The sequence below is a fragment of the Pseudomonas sp. S2_A02 genome, assembly GCF_054668495.1.
This window is the reverse complement of the sequence record NZ_CP162776.1, coordinates 2,313,831-2,326,606: the sequence shown is the minus strand read 5'-3', so window position 1 is coordinate 2,326,606 and position 12,776 is coordinate 2,313,831. Positions and strand designations below refer to the sequence as shown.

12 protein-coding genes are annotated in these 12,776 nt (G+C 60.7%); 11 read left to right on the top strand and 1 reads right to left on the bottom strand.

All coding sequences use genetic code 11. The features are described 5' to 3' along the window. Positions 1 to 286 precede the first annotated feature (286 nt). The 11 genes from pcaR (at position 287) to pcaC (ending at position 11,244) form a co-directional block, all read left to right on the top strand. Positions 287 to 1,129: a pca regulon transcriptional regulator PcaR gene (gene pcaR, locus AB4O41_RS10710; RefSeq protein ID WP_460147701.1), complete on the top strand. Its 843-nt coding sequence runs from the start codon at positions 287 to 289 to the stop codon at positions 1,127 to 1,129. A gap of 287 nt (positions 1,130 to 1,416) precedes the next feature. Further along, positions 1,417 to 2,763 carry a 4-hydroxybenzoate transporter PcaK gene (locus tag AB4O41_RS10705; protein ID WP_095054391.1) on the top strand — a complete coding sequence of 449 codons (1,347 nt, stop codon included), beginning with the start codon at positions 1,417 to 1,419 and terminating at the stop codon, positions 2,761 to 2,763. Between the two features lie 218 nt (positions 2,764 to 2,981). Continuing rightward, on the top strand, positions 2,982 to 3,839 hold the full coding sequence (locus AB4O41_RS10700) for a CoA transferase subunit A (protein WP_460147700.1): 858 nt from the start codon (positions 2,982 to 2,984) through the stop codon (positions 3,837 to 3,839). Then, complete coding sequence (locus tag AB4O41_RS10695; RefSeq protein WP_460147699.1) at positions 3,839 to 4,618, top strand: CoA-transferase subunit beta; 780 nt, start codon at positions 3,839 to 3,841, stop codon at positions 4,616 to 4,618. Before AB4O41_RS10700 ends, AB4O41_RS10695 begins: the two co-directional genes overlap by 1 nt. Continuing rightward, a complete protein-coding gene (gene pcaF, locus AB4O41_RS10690) occupies positions 4,615 to 5,820 on the top strand; it encodes a 3-oxoadipyl-CoA thiolase (protein ID WP_460148327.1) in 1,206 nt (401 codons plus the stop codon). Before AB4O41_RS10695 ends, pcaF begins: the two co-directional genes overlap by 4 nt. A gap of 37 nt (positions 5,821 to 5,857) precedes the next feature. Then, positions 5,858 to 6,562, top strand: coding sequence for a protocatechuate 3,4-dioxygenase subunit beta (gene pcaH, locus AB4O41_RS10685; RefSeq protein ID WP_460147698.1), 705 nt, complete (start codon positions 5,858 to 5,860; stop codon positions 6,560 to 6,562). Between the two features lies 1 nt (position 6,563). Next, the gene (gene pcaG / locus AB4O41_RS10680; protein ID WP_460147697.1) at positions 6,564 to 7,130 is read left to right on the top strand and encodes a protocatechuate 3,4-dioxygenase subunit alpha; all 567 of its coding nucleotides are present in this window, start codon (positions 6,564 to 6,566) and stop codon (positions 7,128 to 7,130) included. Positions 7,131 to 7,317: 187 nt separating this feature from the next. Beyond that, positions 7,318 to 8,613, top strand: coding sequence for an MFS family transporter (locus tag AB4O41_RS10675; protein ID WP_460147696.1), 1,296 nt, complete (start codon positions 7,318 to 7,320; stop codon positions 8,611 to 8,613). 45 nt (positions 8,614 to 8,658) lie between these two features. Then, positions 8,659 to 10,023, top strand: a complete 1,365-nt coding sequence (locus AB4O41_RS10670; RefSeq protein ID WP_460147695.1) for a 3-carboxy-cis,cis-muconate cycloisomerase — start codon at positions 8,659 to 8,661, stop codon at positions 10,021 to 10,023. 11 nt (positions 10,024 to 10,034) lie between these two features. Beyond that, positions 10,035 to 10,841 carry a 3-oxoadipate enol-lactonase gene (gene pcaD / locus AB4O41_RS10665; RefSeq protein ID WP_460147694.1) on the top strand — a complete coding sequence of 269 codons (807 nt, stop codon included), beginning with the start codon at positions 10,035 to 10,037 and terminating at the stop codon, positions 10,839 to 10,841. Positions 10,842 to 10,851: 10 nt separating this feature from the next. Next, positions 10,852 to 11,244 (top strand): 4-carboxymuconolactone decarboxylase, encoded by a 393-nt coding sequence (gene pcaC, locus AB4O41_RS10660; protein WP_008147336.1) that lies wholly within the window; start codon positions 10,852 to 10,854, stop codon positions 11,242 to 11,244. Between the two features lie 270 nt (positions 11,245 to 11,514). On the opposite strand, the gene AB4O41_RS10655 is transcribed toward pcaC, so the two are convergent. Beyond that, complete coding sequence (locus tag AB4O41_RS10655) at positions 11,515 to 12,771, bottom strand: OprD family porin (RefSeq protein WP_460147693.1); 1,257 nt, start codon at positions 12,769 to 12,771, stop codon at positions 11,515 to 11,517. Positions 12,772 to 12,776: the final 5 nt, after the last annotated feature.

Here is a 12,776-nt window from a genome sequence, read left to right as displayed (position 1 = left end):
CAAACTTTTACCGGTAACTACGGTGCAGGTGATGCCAGTTACAGTGGTGACTTTCTGGCGCCATTAAGCCGAATGAATTAGTACACCTGTGCTTCTTTAAATTAGCGACCAAAAATAACAACCGTATTGCATGAGGAGTGAAAGCAGTATGACTCACCCTAAGCAACCATCGATTGCGATTATCGGCCTGCGGTTCGATAATCGCCCAATGTTGATGGCCGGTGGCTTGTGTGTCAGACCGGGAGCCGCTTGTAATAGTCGCTGATCCGTGTGGGAAATAACTGATATGAACGATCAAATGCGCAATTCCTTCGCTTCAGTGGCACCGCCGATCGTTGCCTCGCCCGCCAAGCGAATCCAGGCCTTGACCGGTGACCCGGATTTCATGACCTCCCTGGCCCGTGGTCTGGCGGTGGTGCAAGCGTTCCAGGAGCGCAAGCGGCACCTGACCATTGCGCAGATCAGCCATCGCACGGAAATTCCCCGCGCCGCAGTGCGACGTTGCCTGCATACCCTGATCAAGCTCGGCTACGCCACCACCGACGGACGTACCTATTCGCTGCTGCCCAAAGTACTGACCCTGGGCCATGCCTATTTGTCGTCGACGCCATTGGCGGTTTCTGCCCAGCCGTACCTGGACCGCATGAGCGAGCAACTGCATGAGGCCTGCAACATGGCCACGCTGGAAGGCGATGACATTTTGTACATTGCGCGCTCGGCGACCACCCAGCGGCTGATTTCCGTCGACCTCTCGGTGGGTGGACGTTTACCGGCCTATTGCACGTCCATGGGCAGGATTCTACTCGCCGCGCTGGACGACACCTCACTGCGCGAATACCTCGACCATGCAGAGCTGCAAGCCAAGACCAGTCGCACCTTGCATACCCCCGAGGCGTTGCTCGAATGCCTGCAAGAGGTACGGCAACATGGCTGGTGCATCGTTGATCAGGAATTGGAGCAAGGCCTGCGCTCGATTGCCGTTCCGGTGTACGACGCTTCCGGGCAAGTGGTGGCGGCGTTAAACGTCAGCACCCACGCCGGCCGGGTCAGTCGCAGCGAGCTGGAACAGCGTTTCCTGCCCGGTCTGCTAAGCGCCAGTCGTGATCTGAGCGCGCAACTCTTTGCCTAAGCTGTTCGATAAACGCACAGAGTCGCGTTTATCGAATTGACGCTCTTTCCCTTGGATCATTAATGTCGCGGCAGCGTCATCCGGCACTGTTGGCCTTCAGTCAGCCGCCGGATCACGCCCCAATAATAATGAGAAGAGGCATCGTCATGCGCACGTTTCCCGACTGTCGCTGTTCCCACCGGTTTAGCTGCCGAAACCGAATCGCCTGATCCCGACCTCCTTTTCCAGTGACAGCGTCAGCCCTGGCTGGCACTTGTTCGACTGCGTTCTTGCGTGGAATAAAAATAATGAACCAGCCTCAGTCTGCCGTAGGAAACTGCCTCGACGTGCAGTCCTTCATCAACGCTCAACCCATTTCGCGCTACCAATGGCGGGTGGTGATTCTATGTTTCCTGATTGTTTTCCTCGATGGCCTCGACACCGCGGCCATGGGTTTTATCGCGCCTGCACTGTCCCAGGACTGGGGCATCGATCGCGCCAGTCTCGGCCCGGTGATGAGTGCGGCGTTGATCGGCATGGTCTTCGGCGCCTTGGGTTCTGGCCCGTTGGCTGACCGCTTCGGGCGAAAAGTCGTACTGGTGGGCGCGGTGCTGTTGTTCGGCGCTTTCAGCCTGGCGTCGGCCTATAGCACCAACGTCGATCAACTGCTGGTGCTGCGTTTCCTCACCGGCCTGGGCCTGGGCGCCGGCATGCCGAACGCCACTACGCTGCTGTCCGAATACACCCCGGAGCGCAAGAAATCCCTGCTGGTGACCAGCATGTTCTGCGGCTTCAACCTTGGCATGGCCGGTGGCGGGTTCATCTCAGCCAAACTGATCCCGGCCTTCGGCTGGCACAGTCTATTGATGATCGGCGGAATTCTGCCGCTGATCCTCGCTGTCGTCTTGCTGTTCTGGTTGCCGGAATCGGCGCGCTATCTGGTGGTGCGCAATCGCGGCACGGACAAAGTGCGCAAGGCGTTGGCGCCGATCGACCCGACGGTGGTGGCTCAGGCTTCGAGCTTCAGCGTGCCGGAACAGAAAACCGTGAAGGCGCGCAATGTGTTTGCGGTGATCTTCTCCGGCACTTACAGCACCGGCACGTTGTTGCTGTGGCTGACGTACTTCATGGGCCTGGTGATCGTTTACTTGCTGACCAGTTGGCTGCCGACGCTGATGCGCGACAGTGGCGCGAGCATGGAGCAGGCCGCATTCATTGGTGCGCTGTTCCAGTTCGGTGGGGTGTTGAGCGCAGTGGGTGTGGGCTGGGCGATGGACCGGTTCAATCCGCACAAGGTCATCGGCATTTTCTACTTATTCGCCGGGGTGTTTGCCTACGCGGTAGGGCAGAGCCTGGGCAACATCACATTGCTGGCGACCTTGGTGCTGGTGGCCGGGATGTGTGTCAACGGCGCGCAATCGGCGATGCCGTCGCTGGCGGCGCGGTTTTACCCGACTCAAGGGCGGGCGACCGGTGTGTCGTGGATGCTCGGGATTGGCCGTTTCGGCGCGATCCTCGGTGCGTGGATGGGCGCAACGTTGCTGGGCCTGGGCTGGAATTTCGAACAGGTGCTGACGGCGCTGGTGATTCCGGCTGCGTTGGCGACTACTGCGGTGGTGATCAAGGGCATGGTCAGCCATGCGGATGCGACCTGAGGACGGGTTTCAGATTCTTTGATCGTTCCCACGCCGAGCGTGGGAACGATCAGCGCAGGAGATCGGTAGGGAGATAACAATCTGTTCGATAAACGAACACTCAGTCGATTATCGGATTGTTTGGTGTTTTCCAGGGGCTTACTCTTCAGTCATTCCGGCGCTGAACCTCGCGCCTTTTTCTACCACTGTCGGTTCATAACAAAACGGGAGCCTGCCCCATGGCTGAAATCCTTTCGCTGCATGACGCGGTAAAGCAGTTCGTCAACGACGGCGATACCGTCGCGCTCGAAGGCTTTACTCACCTGATTCCTACGGCGGCCGGTCATGAAATCATCCGTCAGGGCAAGAAAGATCTGACCCTGGTGCGGATGACGCCCGACTTGATCTACGACCAGTTGATCGGTGCCGGTTGTGCTCGCAAGCTGATTTTCTCCTGGGGCGGTAACCCGGGCGTGGGCTCGCTACACCGTCTGCGTGACGCGGTCGAAAGGCAGTGGCCGCATGCGCTGGAAATCGAAGAACACAGCCATGCCGACCTGGCCAATGCCTACGTCGCGGGCGCTTCGGGCTTACCGTTCGCGGTGCTGCGTGCCTACGGCGGTTCCGACCTGCCAAAGGTCAACCCGCTGATCAAAACCGTCACGTGCCCGTTCACCGGCGAAGTGCTGGCGGCGGTGCCGTCGGTGCGCCCGGACATCACTGTGATTCACGCGCAGAAAGCCGATCACAAGGGCAACGTGCTGCTCTGGGGCATTCTCGGCGTGCAGAAAGAAGCGGCGCTGGCCGCCAAGCGCTGCATTGTCACTGTTGAAGAAATCGTCGACGACCTCAACGCCCCGATGAACGCTTGCGTGCTGCCGACCTGGGCCTTGAGCGCGGTCTGCCATGTACCGGGTGGCGCGCATCCGTCCTACGCCCATGGTTACACCGAACGCGACAATCGCTTCTATCAAGCCTGGGACCCGATTGCCCGCGACCGTGAAACCTTCACCGCGTGGATCAACGAGTACATCCACGGTAGCGCTGATTTCAGCGAGTTCCAGGCCAAGCTGGCCGCTGCTTCGGAGGCCAAGTAATGACTTACACCACCAATGAAATGATGACCGTCGCCGCCGCCCGCCGTCTGAAAAACGGTTCGGTGTGTTTCGTCGGCATCGGTCTGCCGTCGAAAGCCGCCAACCTGGCGCGTCTGACTTCCTCGCCAGATGTAGTCCTGATCTATGAATCGGGTCCGATCGGTGCCAAGCCGAGCGTATTGCCGCTGTCGATCGGTGACGGTGAACTGGCGGAAACCGCCGACACTGTCGTCCCGACCGGTGAGATTTTTCGCTACTGGTTGCAGGGCGGGCGCATCGACGTCGGTTTTCTCGGTGCCGCACAAGTCGACCGCTTCGGCAATATCAACACCACGGTGGTGGGCGACTACCATCAGCCGAAAGTTCGACTGCCAGGCGCCGGTGGCGCGCCGGAGATCGCCGGTTCCGCCAAGAGCGTGCTGATCATCCTCAAGCAGTCGGCGCGCTCCTTTGTCGACAAACTCGACTTCATTACGTCGGTCGGTCATGGCGAGGGCGGTGATTCACGCAGACGTCTCGGCCTGCCGGGTGCCGGTCCTGTCGGTATTATTACCGACCTGTGCATCATGGAGCCCGAAGCGGGCACCCATGAATTCGTGGTCACCGCGCTGCACCCAGGCGTGACCCGCGAGCAAGTGATCGCCGCCACCGGTTGGGCGATTCGCTTCGCTGATCAGGTGGAAAACACTGCCGAGCCAACCGATGTCGAGCTGACCGCACTGCGCGATCTGGAAGCCCGCACCGCTGCGGCCCACGGCCAAGCACCCGGAGAAGCCTGATGCGTGACGTTTATATCTGTGACGCTATTCGCACCCCTATCGGCCGTTTCGGCGGCGGCCTGTCGGCGGTTCGCGCCGATGATCTGGCCGCCGTGCCGATCAAGGCGCTGATGGCGCGCAACCCGTCGGTGGACTGGAATGCGGTGGACGAGGTGTTCCTCGGTTGCGCCAACCAGGCCGGCGAAGACAACCGCAACGTGGCACGCATGGCGTTGCTGCTGGCGGGCCTGCCGGAAAGCATTCCCGGGGTCACCCTCAATCGTCTGTGCGCTTCGGGCATGGATGCGATCGGCACCGCGTTCCGGGCCATCGCCAGTGGCGAGATGGAGTTGGCGATTGCCGGCGGCGTCGAGTCGATGTCTCGCGCCCCGTTCGTGATGGGCAAGGCCGATGCGGCGTTCTCGCGCAACATGAAACTGGAAGACACCACCATCGGCTGGCGTTTTATCAACCCGTTGATGAAAGCCCAGTACGGCGTGGATGCGATGCCGCAGACTGCCGATAACGTGGCCGACGACTACCAGGTTTCCCGCGCCGATCAGGATGCTTTCGCCTTGCGCAGTCAGCAACGCACGGCCGCCGCACAAGCTGCAGGATTTTTTGCCGAAGAAATCGTCGAAGTGCGCATTGCCCACAAGAAGGGTGAAAGCGTCGTTACACAAGACGAACATCCCCGCGCTGACACGACATTGGAAACCCTGGCCAAACTCAAACCGGTCAACGGCCCGGACAAAACCGTTACCGCCGGCAACGCTTCCGGCGTGAACGACGGTGCGGCGGCGTTGATTCTGGCCTCCGGCGACGCCGTAAAAAAACACGGCCTGACCGCCCGCGCCAAAGTGCTGGGCATGTCGAGTGCCGCTGTCGCACCTAGGGTGATGGGCATCGGCCCGGTGCCGGCGGTGCGTAAATTGACCGAGCGCCTGGGCCTGGCGGTCAGCGATTTCGACGTGATTGAACTCAACGAAGCCTTCGCCAGCCAGGGCTTGGCCGTGCTGCGTGAACTGGGACTGGCGGATGACGCGGCCCAGGTCAACCCGAACGGTGGCGCCATTGCCTTGGGCCATCCGCTGGGCATGAGCGGTGCACGCTTGGTACTGACCGCGCTGCATCAACTGGAAAAGACCGGTGGCAAGAAAGGTTTGGCGACCATGTGCGTCGGTGTCGGCCAGGGTCTGGCCTTGGCGATCGAACGTGTCTGACGCACAGAAGCGACTAATAAGAACTGAGGAAAGCGCAATGACTGACAAACCTGGTTACCGTCGCCCGCAGGCGGGCACTCAGCCGGAATATCTGCACCCTCCTTATCAATCCACCAACCTTCGCTCGCCGTCCAAGCCGTTGGTGTTTTTGCCTCATTCGCTGTCGGAAATCACTGGTCCGACCATTGGAGCCGAGCACATCGAGGAGCAGGACAACGACCTGACTGCCCAGCACTCGGGCGAACCACTGGGTGAACGGGTCATCATTCACGGCCGTGTGCTGGATGAAAACGGTCTGCCGGTGCCGGGGATTCTGGTGGAGATCTGGCAGGCCAACGCCGCCGGTCGCTACAACCATGCTCGCGACCTGCACGACGCGCCGCTGGACCCGAACTTCACCGGCACCGGCCGCACCGTGACCGACGCCGATGGCTGGTACCAGTTCCAGACCATCAAGCCTGGCGCCTATCCGTGGGGTAACCACCACAACGCCTGGCGCCCGGCGCACATCCATTTCTCACTGTTCGGGCCGAGTATTCTCACGCGCCTGGTGACCCAGATGTATTTCCCGGGCGACCCGTTGCTGGCTTACGACCCGATCTACAACTGCGTGCCTGATACGAGTGCCAAAGAGCGCCTGATCGCCAGTTTCGACCTGGAAAAAACCATCCCTTCCTACGCCCTCGGTTATCGCTGGGACATCGTCTTGCGCGGCCGCGATGCCACGCCGATGGAGAAATAAGATGACGCTGAACGCGACCACGTCCCACACCGTCGGGCCGTATTACCACATCGGCCTGACCTGGCTGAACCGCGAAGACCTGACCGTTGCACAGACCCTCGGCGAGCGCGTGGTAATCACCGGGCAAGTCGTCGATGGCAATGGCGACTTCGTCAACGACGCGATGCTGGAAGTCTGGCAGGCCAACGCCGCCGGCAAGTACGACCACCCGGAAGACGATCAGGACAAACCCCTGGACCCGAACTTCGAAGGGTTTGGCCGGGTGCCGGTGGATGCAGAAGGGCGCTTCCGCTTTACCACGATCAAACCGGGCACAGTGGAAGGCTTGAAGGGCACGACCCAGGCGCCGCATTTGGTGGTGCTGGTGTTTGCTCGCGGGTTGGTGAAGCACTTGTTGACGCGGATTTACTTCGACGGCGAACCGGCCAACGTGGCAGACCCGCTGCTGGAGTGCGTGCCTGCCGAACGCCGCGCTACCTTGCTGGCGAAGCAGGATGCTGCGGGTGTTTATCAGTGGAATGTGATTCTGCAGGGGACGGATGCGGAGACGGTGTTTTTCGATTATTGATTGAGCGCCGCAAAACCTGTGGGAGCGGGCTTGCTCGCGAAAGCGGTGTGTCAGGCGACATCAATGTTGACTGTGCCGTCCTCTTCGCGAGCAAGCCCGCTCCCACAGGGATAGCGTTGCCAATTGCGGAACGGGATTGTTGCAAAGTGTGTCTAGACTCTCACGGTCCCCAAAAGAGTGAAGAACGATGACAACCCTCACAGCTCTCTATACCAGTGAAGAACGCAACAAAAGGATCTTCGCGATTGTCGGCGCCTCGTCCGGCAACCTGGTTGAATGGTTCGACTTTTACGTCTACGCCTTCTGCGCAATCTATTTTGCCCCGGCGTTTTTTCCCTCCGACAACCCCACGGTGCAGCTGGTGAACACGGCGGGCGTATTCGCTGCCGGGTTTCTGATGCGGCCTATCGGCGGCTGGATCTTCGGTCGGGTGGCGGACAAACACGGGCGCAAGAATTCGATGTTGATCTCGATTCTGATGATGTGCTTCGGTTCGTTGCTCATCGCCTGCCTGCCGACCTACAACAGCATCGGGGTCTGGGCGCCGATCATGCTGCTGTTCGCGCGCTTGCTGCAGGGTTTGTCGGTGGGCGGCGAGTATGGCACCACTGCGACCTACATGAGTGAAGTCGCCCTCAAGGGCCAGCGCGGTTTCTTTGCCTCATTCCAGTACGTCACGCTGATCGGCGGGCAGTTGCTGGCGGTGTCGCTGGTGGTGATTCTGCAACAGTTCCTCAGCGAGGATGAATTGCGTGCCTATGGCTGGCGAATTCCGTTCGTGGTCGGTGCGGCTGCGGCATTGATTTCGTTGTTTCTGCGTCGTGCGCTCAAGGAAACCAGCAGTAAGGAAATGCGCGAAAACAAGGACGCCGGCAGCATCCGTGCGCTGTTCCGCGATCACAAGGCTGCCTTCATCACCGTGCTGGGTTACACCGCCGGCGGTTCGCTGATTTTCTACACCTTCACCACGTACATGCAGAAGTACCTGGTGAATACCGCCGGCATGCACGCCAAGACCGCCAGCTACATCATGACCGGCGCGCTGTTCCTATATATGTGCATGCAACCGTTCTTCGGCATGCTCGCCGACAAGATCGGCCGGCGCAATTCGATGCTGTGGTTCGGTGCTCTCGGAACGCTGTTCACCGTACCGATCCTGTTGAGCCTGAAAAGTGTCAGCAGTCCGTTCCTGGCCTTTGTGCTGATTACCCTGGCGCTGGCAATCGTGAGTTTCTACACCTCGATCAGCGGTCTGGTGAAAGCCGAAATGTTCCCGCCAGAGGTGCGTGCCTTGGGCGTTGGCCTGGCGTATGCGGTGGCCAATGCAATCTTCGGCGGTTCGGCGGAGTATGTGGCGCTGAGCCTTAAAGCCGGCGGCATGGAAAACTCGTTCTACTGGTACGTGACGGTGATGATGGCGGTCGCGTTCCTGTTCAGCCTGCGCCTGCCGAAACAGGCGAAGTATTTGCAAAACGACCTTTGATCTTTACGCGGGGGCCGGACTGGCTCTCGCCTGCAAGGACTGTTTATGAACCAGCGACCGGGCAATCAATTGTTCGATGCCTACTTCACGGCACGCGACATGCGTGAGGTGTTCTGCGATCAGGGCCGGGTTCAGGCCATGCTCGATTTCGAAGCGGCACTCGCTCGGGCCGAGGCGCGGGTCGGGCTGATTCCGCAGACGGCTGTCGCGTCTATCGAAGCGGCGTGTCGGGCCGAGCATTACGACTTCGCCGCGCTTGGTGAGGCGATTGCCACGGCGGGGAATTCGGCGATTCCGCTGGTCAAGGCATTGGGCAAGCAGATCGCCAAGAGCGATGCCGAAGCCGAGCGTTACGTGCATCTGGGCGCGACCAGCCAAGATGTAATGGACACCGGCCTGGTGCTGCAACTGCGCCGCGCGCTGGAATTGATCGAAGCTGATCTGATGCAACTGGGGGAAACCCTCGCGACCCAGGCCTGGCGTTACGTCGCCACGCCGCTGGCTGGGCGCACCTGGTTGCAACATGCGACGCCCGTCACCCTCGGCATGAAAATCGCCGGTTGGTTGGGGGCGGTGACGCGCAGCCGTCAGCGTCTGCTGGAACTCAAACCGCGCCTGCTGGTGCTGCAATTCGGTGGCGCCTCCGGCACTCTCGCGGCCCTCGGCGAGCAGGCGATGCCGATTGCCGAAGCCTTGGCCGCAGAACTGCAACTGACTTTGCCGGATCAACCCTGGCACACCCAGCGTGATCGTCTGGTGGAGTTCGGCGCGGTGCTTGGATTGATCGCCGGCAGCCTCGGCAAACTCGGTCGCGATATCAGCCTGTTGATGCAGACCGAGGCCGGCGAAGTGTTCGAGCCGTCGGCGCCGGGGAAGGGTGGTTCTTCGACCATGCCGCACAAGCGTAATCCGGTGGGTGCAGCGGTGCTGATCGGCGCGGCGACGCGGGTGCCGGGTTTGCTCTCGACCTTGTTCAGCGCGATGCCGCAGGAGCACGAACGCAGCCTGGGCTTGTGGCATGCCGAATGGGAAACCCTGCCGGAGATCTGCTGTCTGGTGTCAGGCAGCCTGCAGCAAGCGCTGCTGGTGGCCGACGGACTGGAAGTGGATGCCGACCGAATGACGCGCAACCTCGACCTGACCCAGGGCCTGGTGTTGGCCGAAGCCGTGAGCATCGTGCTGGCGCAAAGGGTCGGTCGCGACACCGCGCACCATCTGCTGGAGCAATGCTGCAAGCGCGCAGTGGCCGAGCAACGTCATCTGCGTGCGGTACTCGGCGACGAGCCGCAGGTGACTGCCGAGCTGTCGGACGCTGAACTCGATCGTCTGCTGGACCCCGCCCATTACCTCGGTCAGGCCCATACCTGGGTCGAGCGAGCGGTGGCTGAACATTTTGCGTTGACCGCTTGAAGGAGACTGCTGTGGCATTCGTACAACTCGCCGAGGGCGAACTGCACTACCAAATTCAAGGGCCGCAACTCGATGGGCCGGTCGATGCGCCGGTGCTGGTGCTGTCCAACTCGCTGGGCACCGACTTGCACATGTGGGACGCGCAGATCCCGGCGCTCACCGAGCATTTTCGCGTGCTGCGTTTTGATACCCGTGGTCACGGCCAATCGTTGGTGACGCCGGGGCCGTACAGCATCGAGCAACTCGGCCGCGACGTGCTGGCGCTGCTGGATGCCTTGCACATCGAACGCGCACATTTCTGTGGACTGTCCATGGGCGGGTTGATCGGTCAGTGGCTGGGGATCAATGCCGGTCAGCGTTTGAACACACTGATCGTGTGCAACACCGCGGCGAAAATCGGCGATCTGTCGGTGTGGAATCCACGGATCGAAACTGTGCTGCGTGACGGCGCGGCGGCAATGGTTGCCCTGCGCGATGCGTCGATTGCGCGCTGGTTTACTCCGGACTTTTCCGAGGCCAATCCGGCAGTGGCGAAGCAGATTACCGACATGCTCGCGGCGACTTCGCCTGAAGGTTACGCCGCCAATTGCGCGGCGGTACGTGACGCCGATTTCCGCGATCAGTTGTCTTCGATCAAGGTGCCGCTGCTGGTGATCGCCGGCACCGAAGACGCGGTGACGCCGCCGTCCGGCGGGCATTTCATTCAGGAACAAGTGCAGGGCGCCGAGTACGCCGAGTTCTACGCCGCGCACCTGTCCAACGTCCAGGCCGGCGCTGCGTTCAGCGACCGAGTGCTGGCGTTTTTGTCAGCTCATTGAGGGTTTTTTCGTGGATGAGAAACAACGTTACGACGAAGGGCTGAAAGTCCGCCGTGCAGTACTTGGCGATGCCCATGTCGACCGCAGCCTGAACGCGCTGACCGAGTTCAACTCGGAGTTCCAGGAGATGATCACCCGTCACGCCTGGGGAGATATCTGGACCCGCCCGGGCCTGCCGCGCCATACCCGCAGCCTGATCACCATCGCCATGCTGATCGGCATGAACCGCAATGAAGAACTCAAACTGCACCTGCGCGCCGCCGCCAACAACGGCGTGACCCGCGGCGAGATCAAGGAAGTGATCATGCAGAGCGCGATCTACTGCGGCATCCCGGCGGCCAACGCGACGTTCCACTTGGCCGAGTCGGTGTGGGATGAGTTGGGGGTTGAGTCGCGGGAGTGATCCGTGAAAGTTGTTGCCTGAGCTGACGCCTTCGCGGGCAAGCCTCGCTCCTACAGTTGTGCGGTGTGAACGCCAATTTTGTGTTCAACGAACATCCCTGTGGGAGCCGGGCTTGCCCGCGATGGCGGCGGTACATCCAATACTGATGTGACTGAACGATTGCCATCGCGAGCAGGCTCGCTCCCACAGTTGTCCGGCGTGAACGCAAGTTTTTTGTTCACCGAAGATCTCTGTGGGAGCCGGGCTTGCCCGCGATGGCGGTAGTGGGGTTTACAACAAACTGATCGGATAGCTGACGATCAAACGGTTTTCGTCGAACTCGTTGTTGTTGAAGTCGCGACGGATGGTCGAGTTGCGCCATTTGACGTTGAGGTCTTTGAGCGTGCCGCTCTGCACGGTGTAGCCCAGTTCGCTTTCGCGGCCCCATTCCTTGCCGTCGCTGGTGGTTGCGGTGTGTACGTTGTCGCCGCTGATGTAGCGGTTCATCAGGGTCAGGCCTGGCACGCCAAGGGCGGCGAAGTTGTAGTCGTGGCGCAGTTGCCAGGATTTTTCCTTCGCGTTGTCGTAGCTGGCGTTGTAGCTGTCGTTCGCCAGGGTGCCGCCGCTGGTGCCATTAACCCGCATCCAGGCGCTGTCGCCGGTGAGTTTTTGCAGGCCGACATAAAAGGTGTTGCCGCCATATTTGGCCGAAAACAGACCCGACCAGGTCTTGTTGTCCAGCTCGCCCGCCCGGGCACTGCCGTCATCCTTGCCGTAGAAGAACCCCAAATTGGCGCCGAATGTCCAGTCGCCCAGCGGTTGTGTGTGGATCAGGTTGACGTATTGCTGGCTGTAGATGTCCTTGAGTTCAGCGCTCCACAGGCCGATTTGAGTGTGCTTGCCGTTGAAGGCGTATTCGCCGCCCTGGAAGTTGAAGCGGTCTGAGGTGAACGCCGCTTTGCCGGTCATCGACATGTCGTTCATGCTGCTATCGTCGCGCGGGCTGTTGGCGCGGAACTGGCCGCCGTAGAGAGTCAGGCCGTCGATTTCCTTCGAGGTGATCTGGCCGCCACGGAAGGTTTGCGGCAGCGAGCGACCGTCGTCCGAACGCAGGATCGGCAATACCGGCATCCATTCGCCGACCTTCACTTCGGTCTGGGACAGCTTGGCCTTGAACGCCACGTTGGTGCGACCGAAGTTGTCCGCCGGGCGACCATCGCGATCCAACGGCAACAACTGCGTACCCCCGGTGCCTTTGCCGCCGTCGAGCTTGACCGAATACAAACCCAGCACGTCCATGCCGAACCCGACGGTGCCTTGGGTGAACCCGGATTTAGCGTCGAGGATGAAGCTTTGCGTCCACTCTTCAGCTTTGCCCTGGGTTTTGGTCGGGTTGGTGAAGTTACGATTGATGTAGAAATTGCGCAGGTTCAGGTTGACCTTGGCGCCTTCGACAAAACCGGCTTCCTCGGCCATGGCGGGCAGGGCCGCGCCGGCCAGTGCGATGGCGATCAGGCTGGGAAAGAAATACTGCGTGGAAGGCGTCATGGGCT

What these genes read in the sequence shown, in the direction of transcription:
- AB4O41_RS10700 (WP_460147700.1), top strand. Translation starts at nt 2,982, where the DNA reads ATGGCTGAAATCCTTTCGCTGCATGACGCGGTAAAGCAGTTCGTCAAC.
- AB4O41_RS10695 (WP_460147699.1), top strand. Translation starts at nt 3,839, where the DNA reads ATGACTTACACCACCAATGAAATGATGACCGTCGCCGCCGCCCGCCGT.
- AB4O41_RS10675 (WP_460147696.1), top strand. Translation starts at nt 7,318, where the DNA reads ATGACAACCCTCACAGCTCTCTATACCAGTGAAGAACGCAACAAAAGG.
- pcaH (WP_460147698.1), top strand. Translation starts at nt 5,858, where the DNA reads ATGACTGACAAACCTGGTTACCGTCGCCCGCAGGCGGGCACTCAGCCG.
- AB4O41_RS10670 (WP_460147695.1), top strand. Translation starts at nt 8,659, where the DNA reads ATGAACCAGCGACCGGGCAATCAATTGTTCGATGCCTACTTCACGGCA.
- pcaR (WP_460147701.1), top strand. Translation starts at nt 287, where the DNA reads ATGAACGATCAAATGCGCAATTCCTTCGCTTCAGTGGCACCGCCGATC.
- AB4O41_RS10655 (WP_460147693.1), bottom strand. Translation starts at nt 12,771, where the DNA reads ATGACGCCTTCCACGCAGTATTTCTTTCCCAGCCTGATCGCCATCGCA.
- AB4O41_RS10705 (WP_095054391.1), top strand. Translation starts at nt 1,417, where the DNA reads ATGAACCAGCCTCAGTCTGCCGTAGGAAACTGCCTCGACGTGCAGTCC.
- pcaG (WP_460147697.1), top strand. Translation starts at nt 6,564, where the DNA reads ATGACGCTGAACGCGACCACGTCCCACACCGTCGGGCCGTATTACCAC.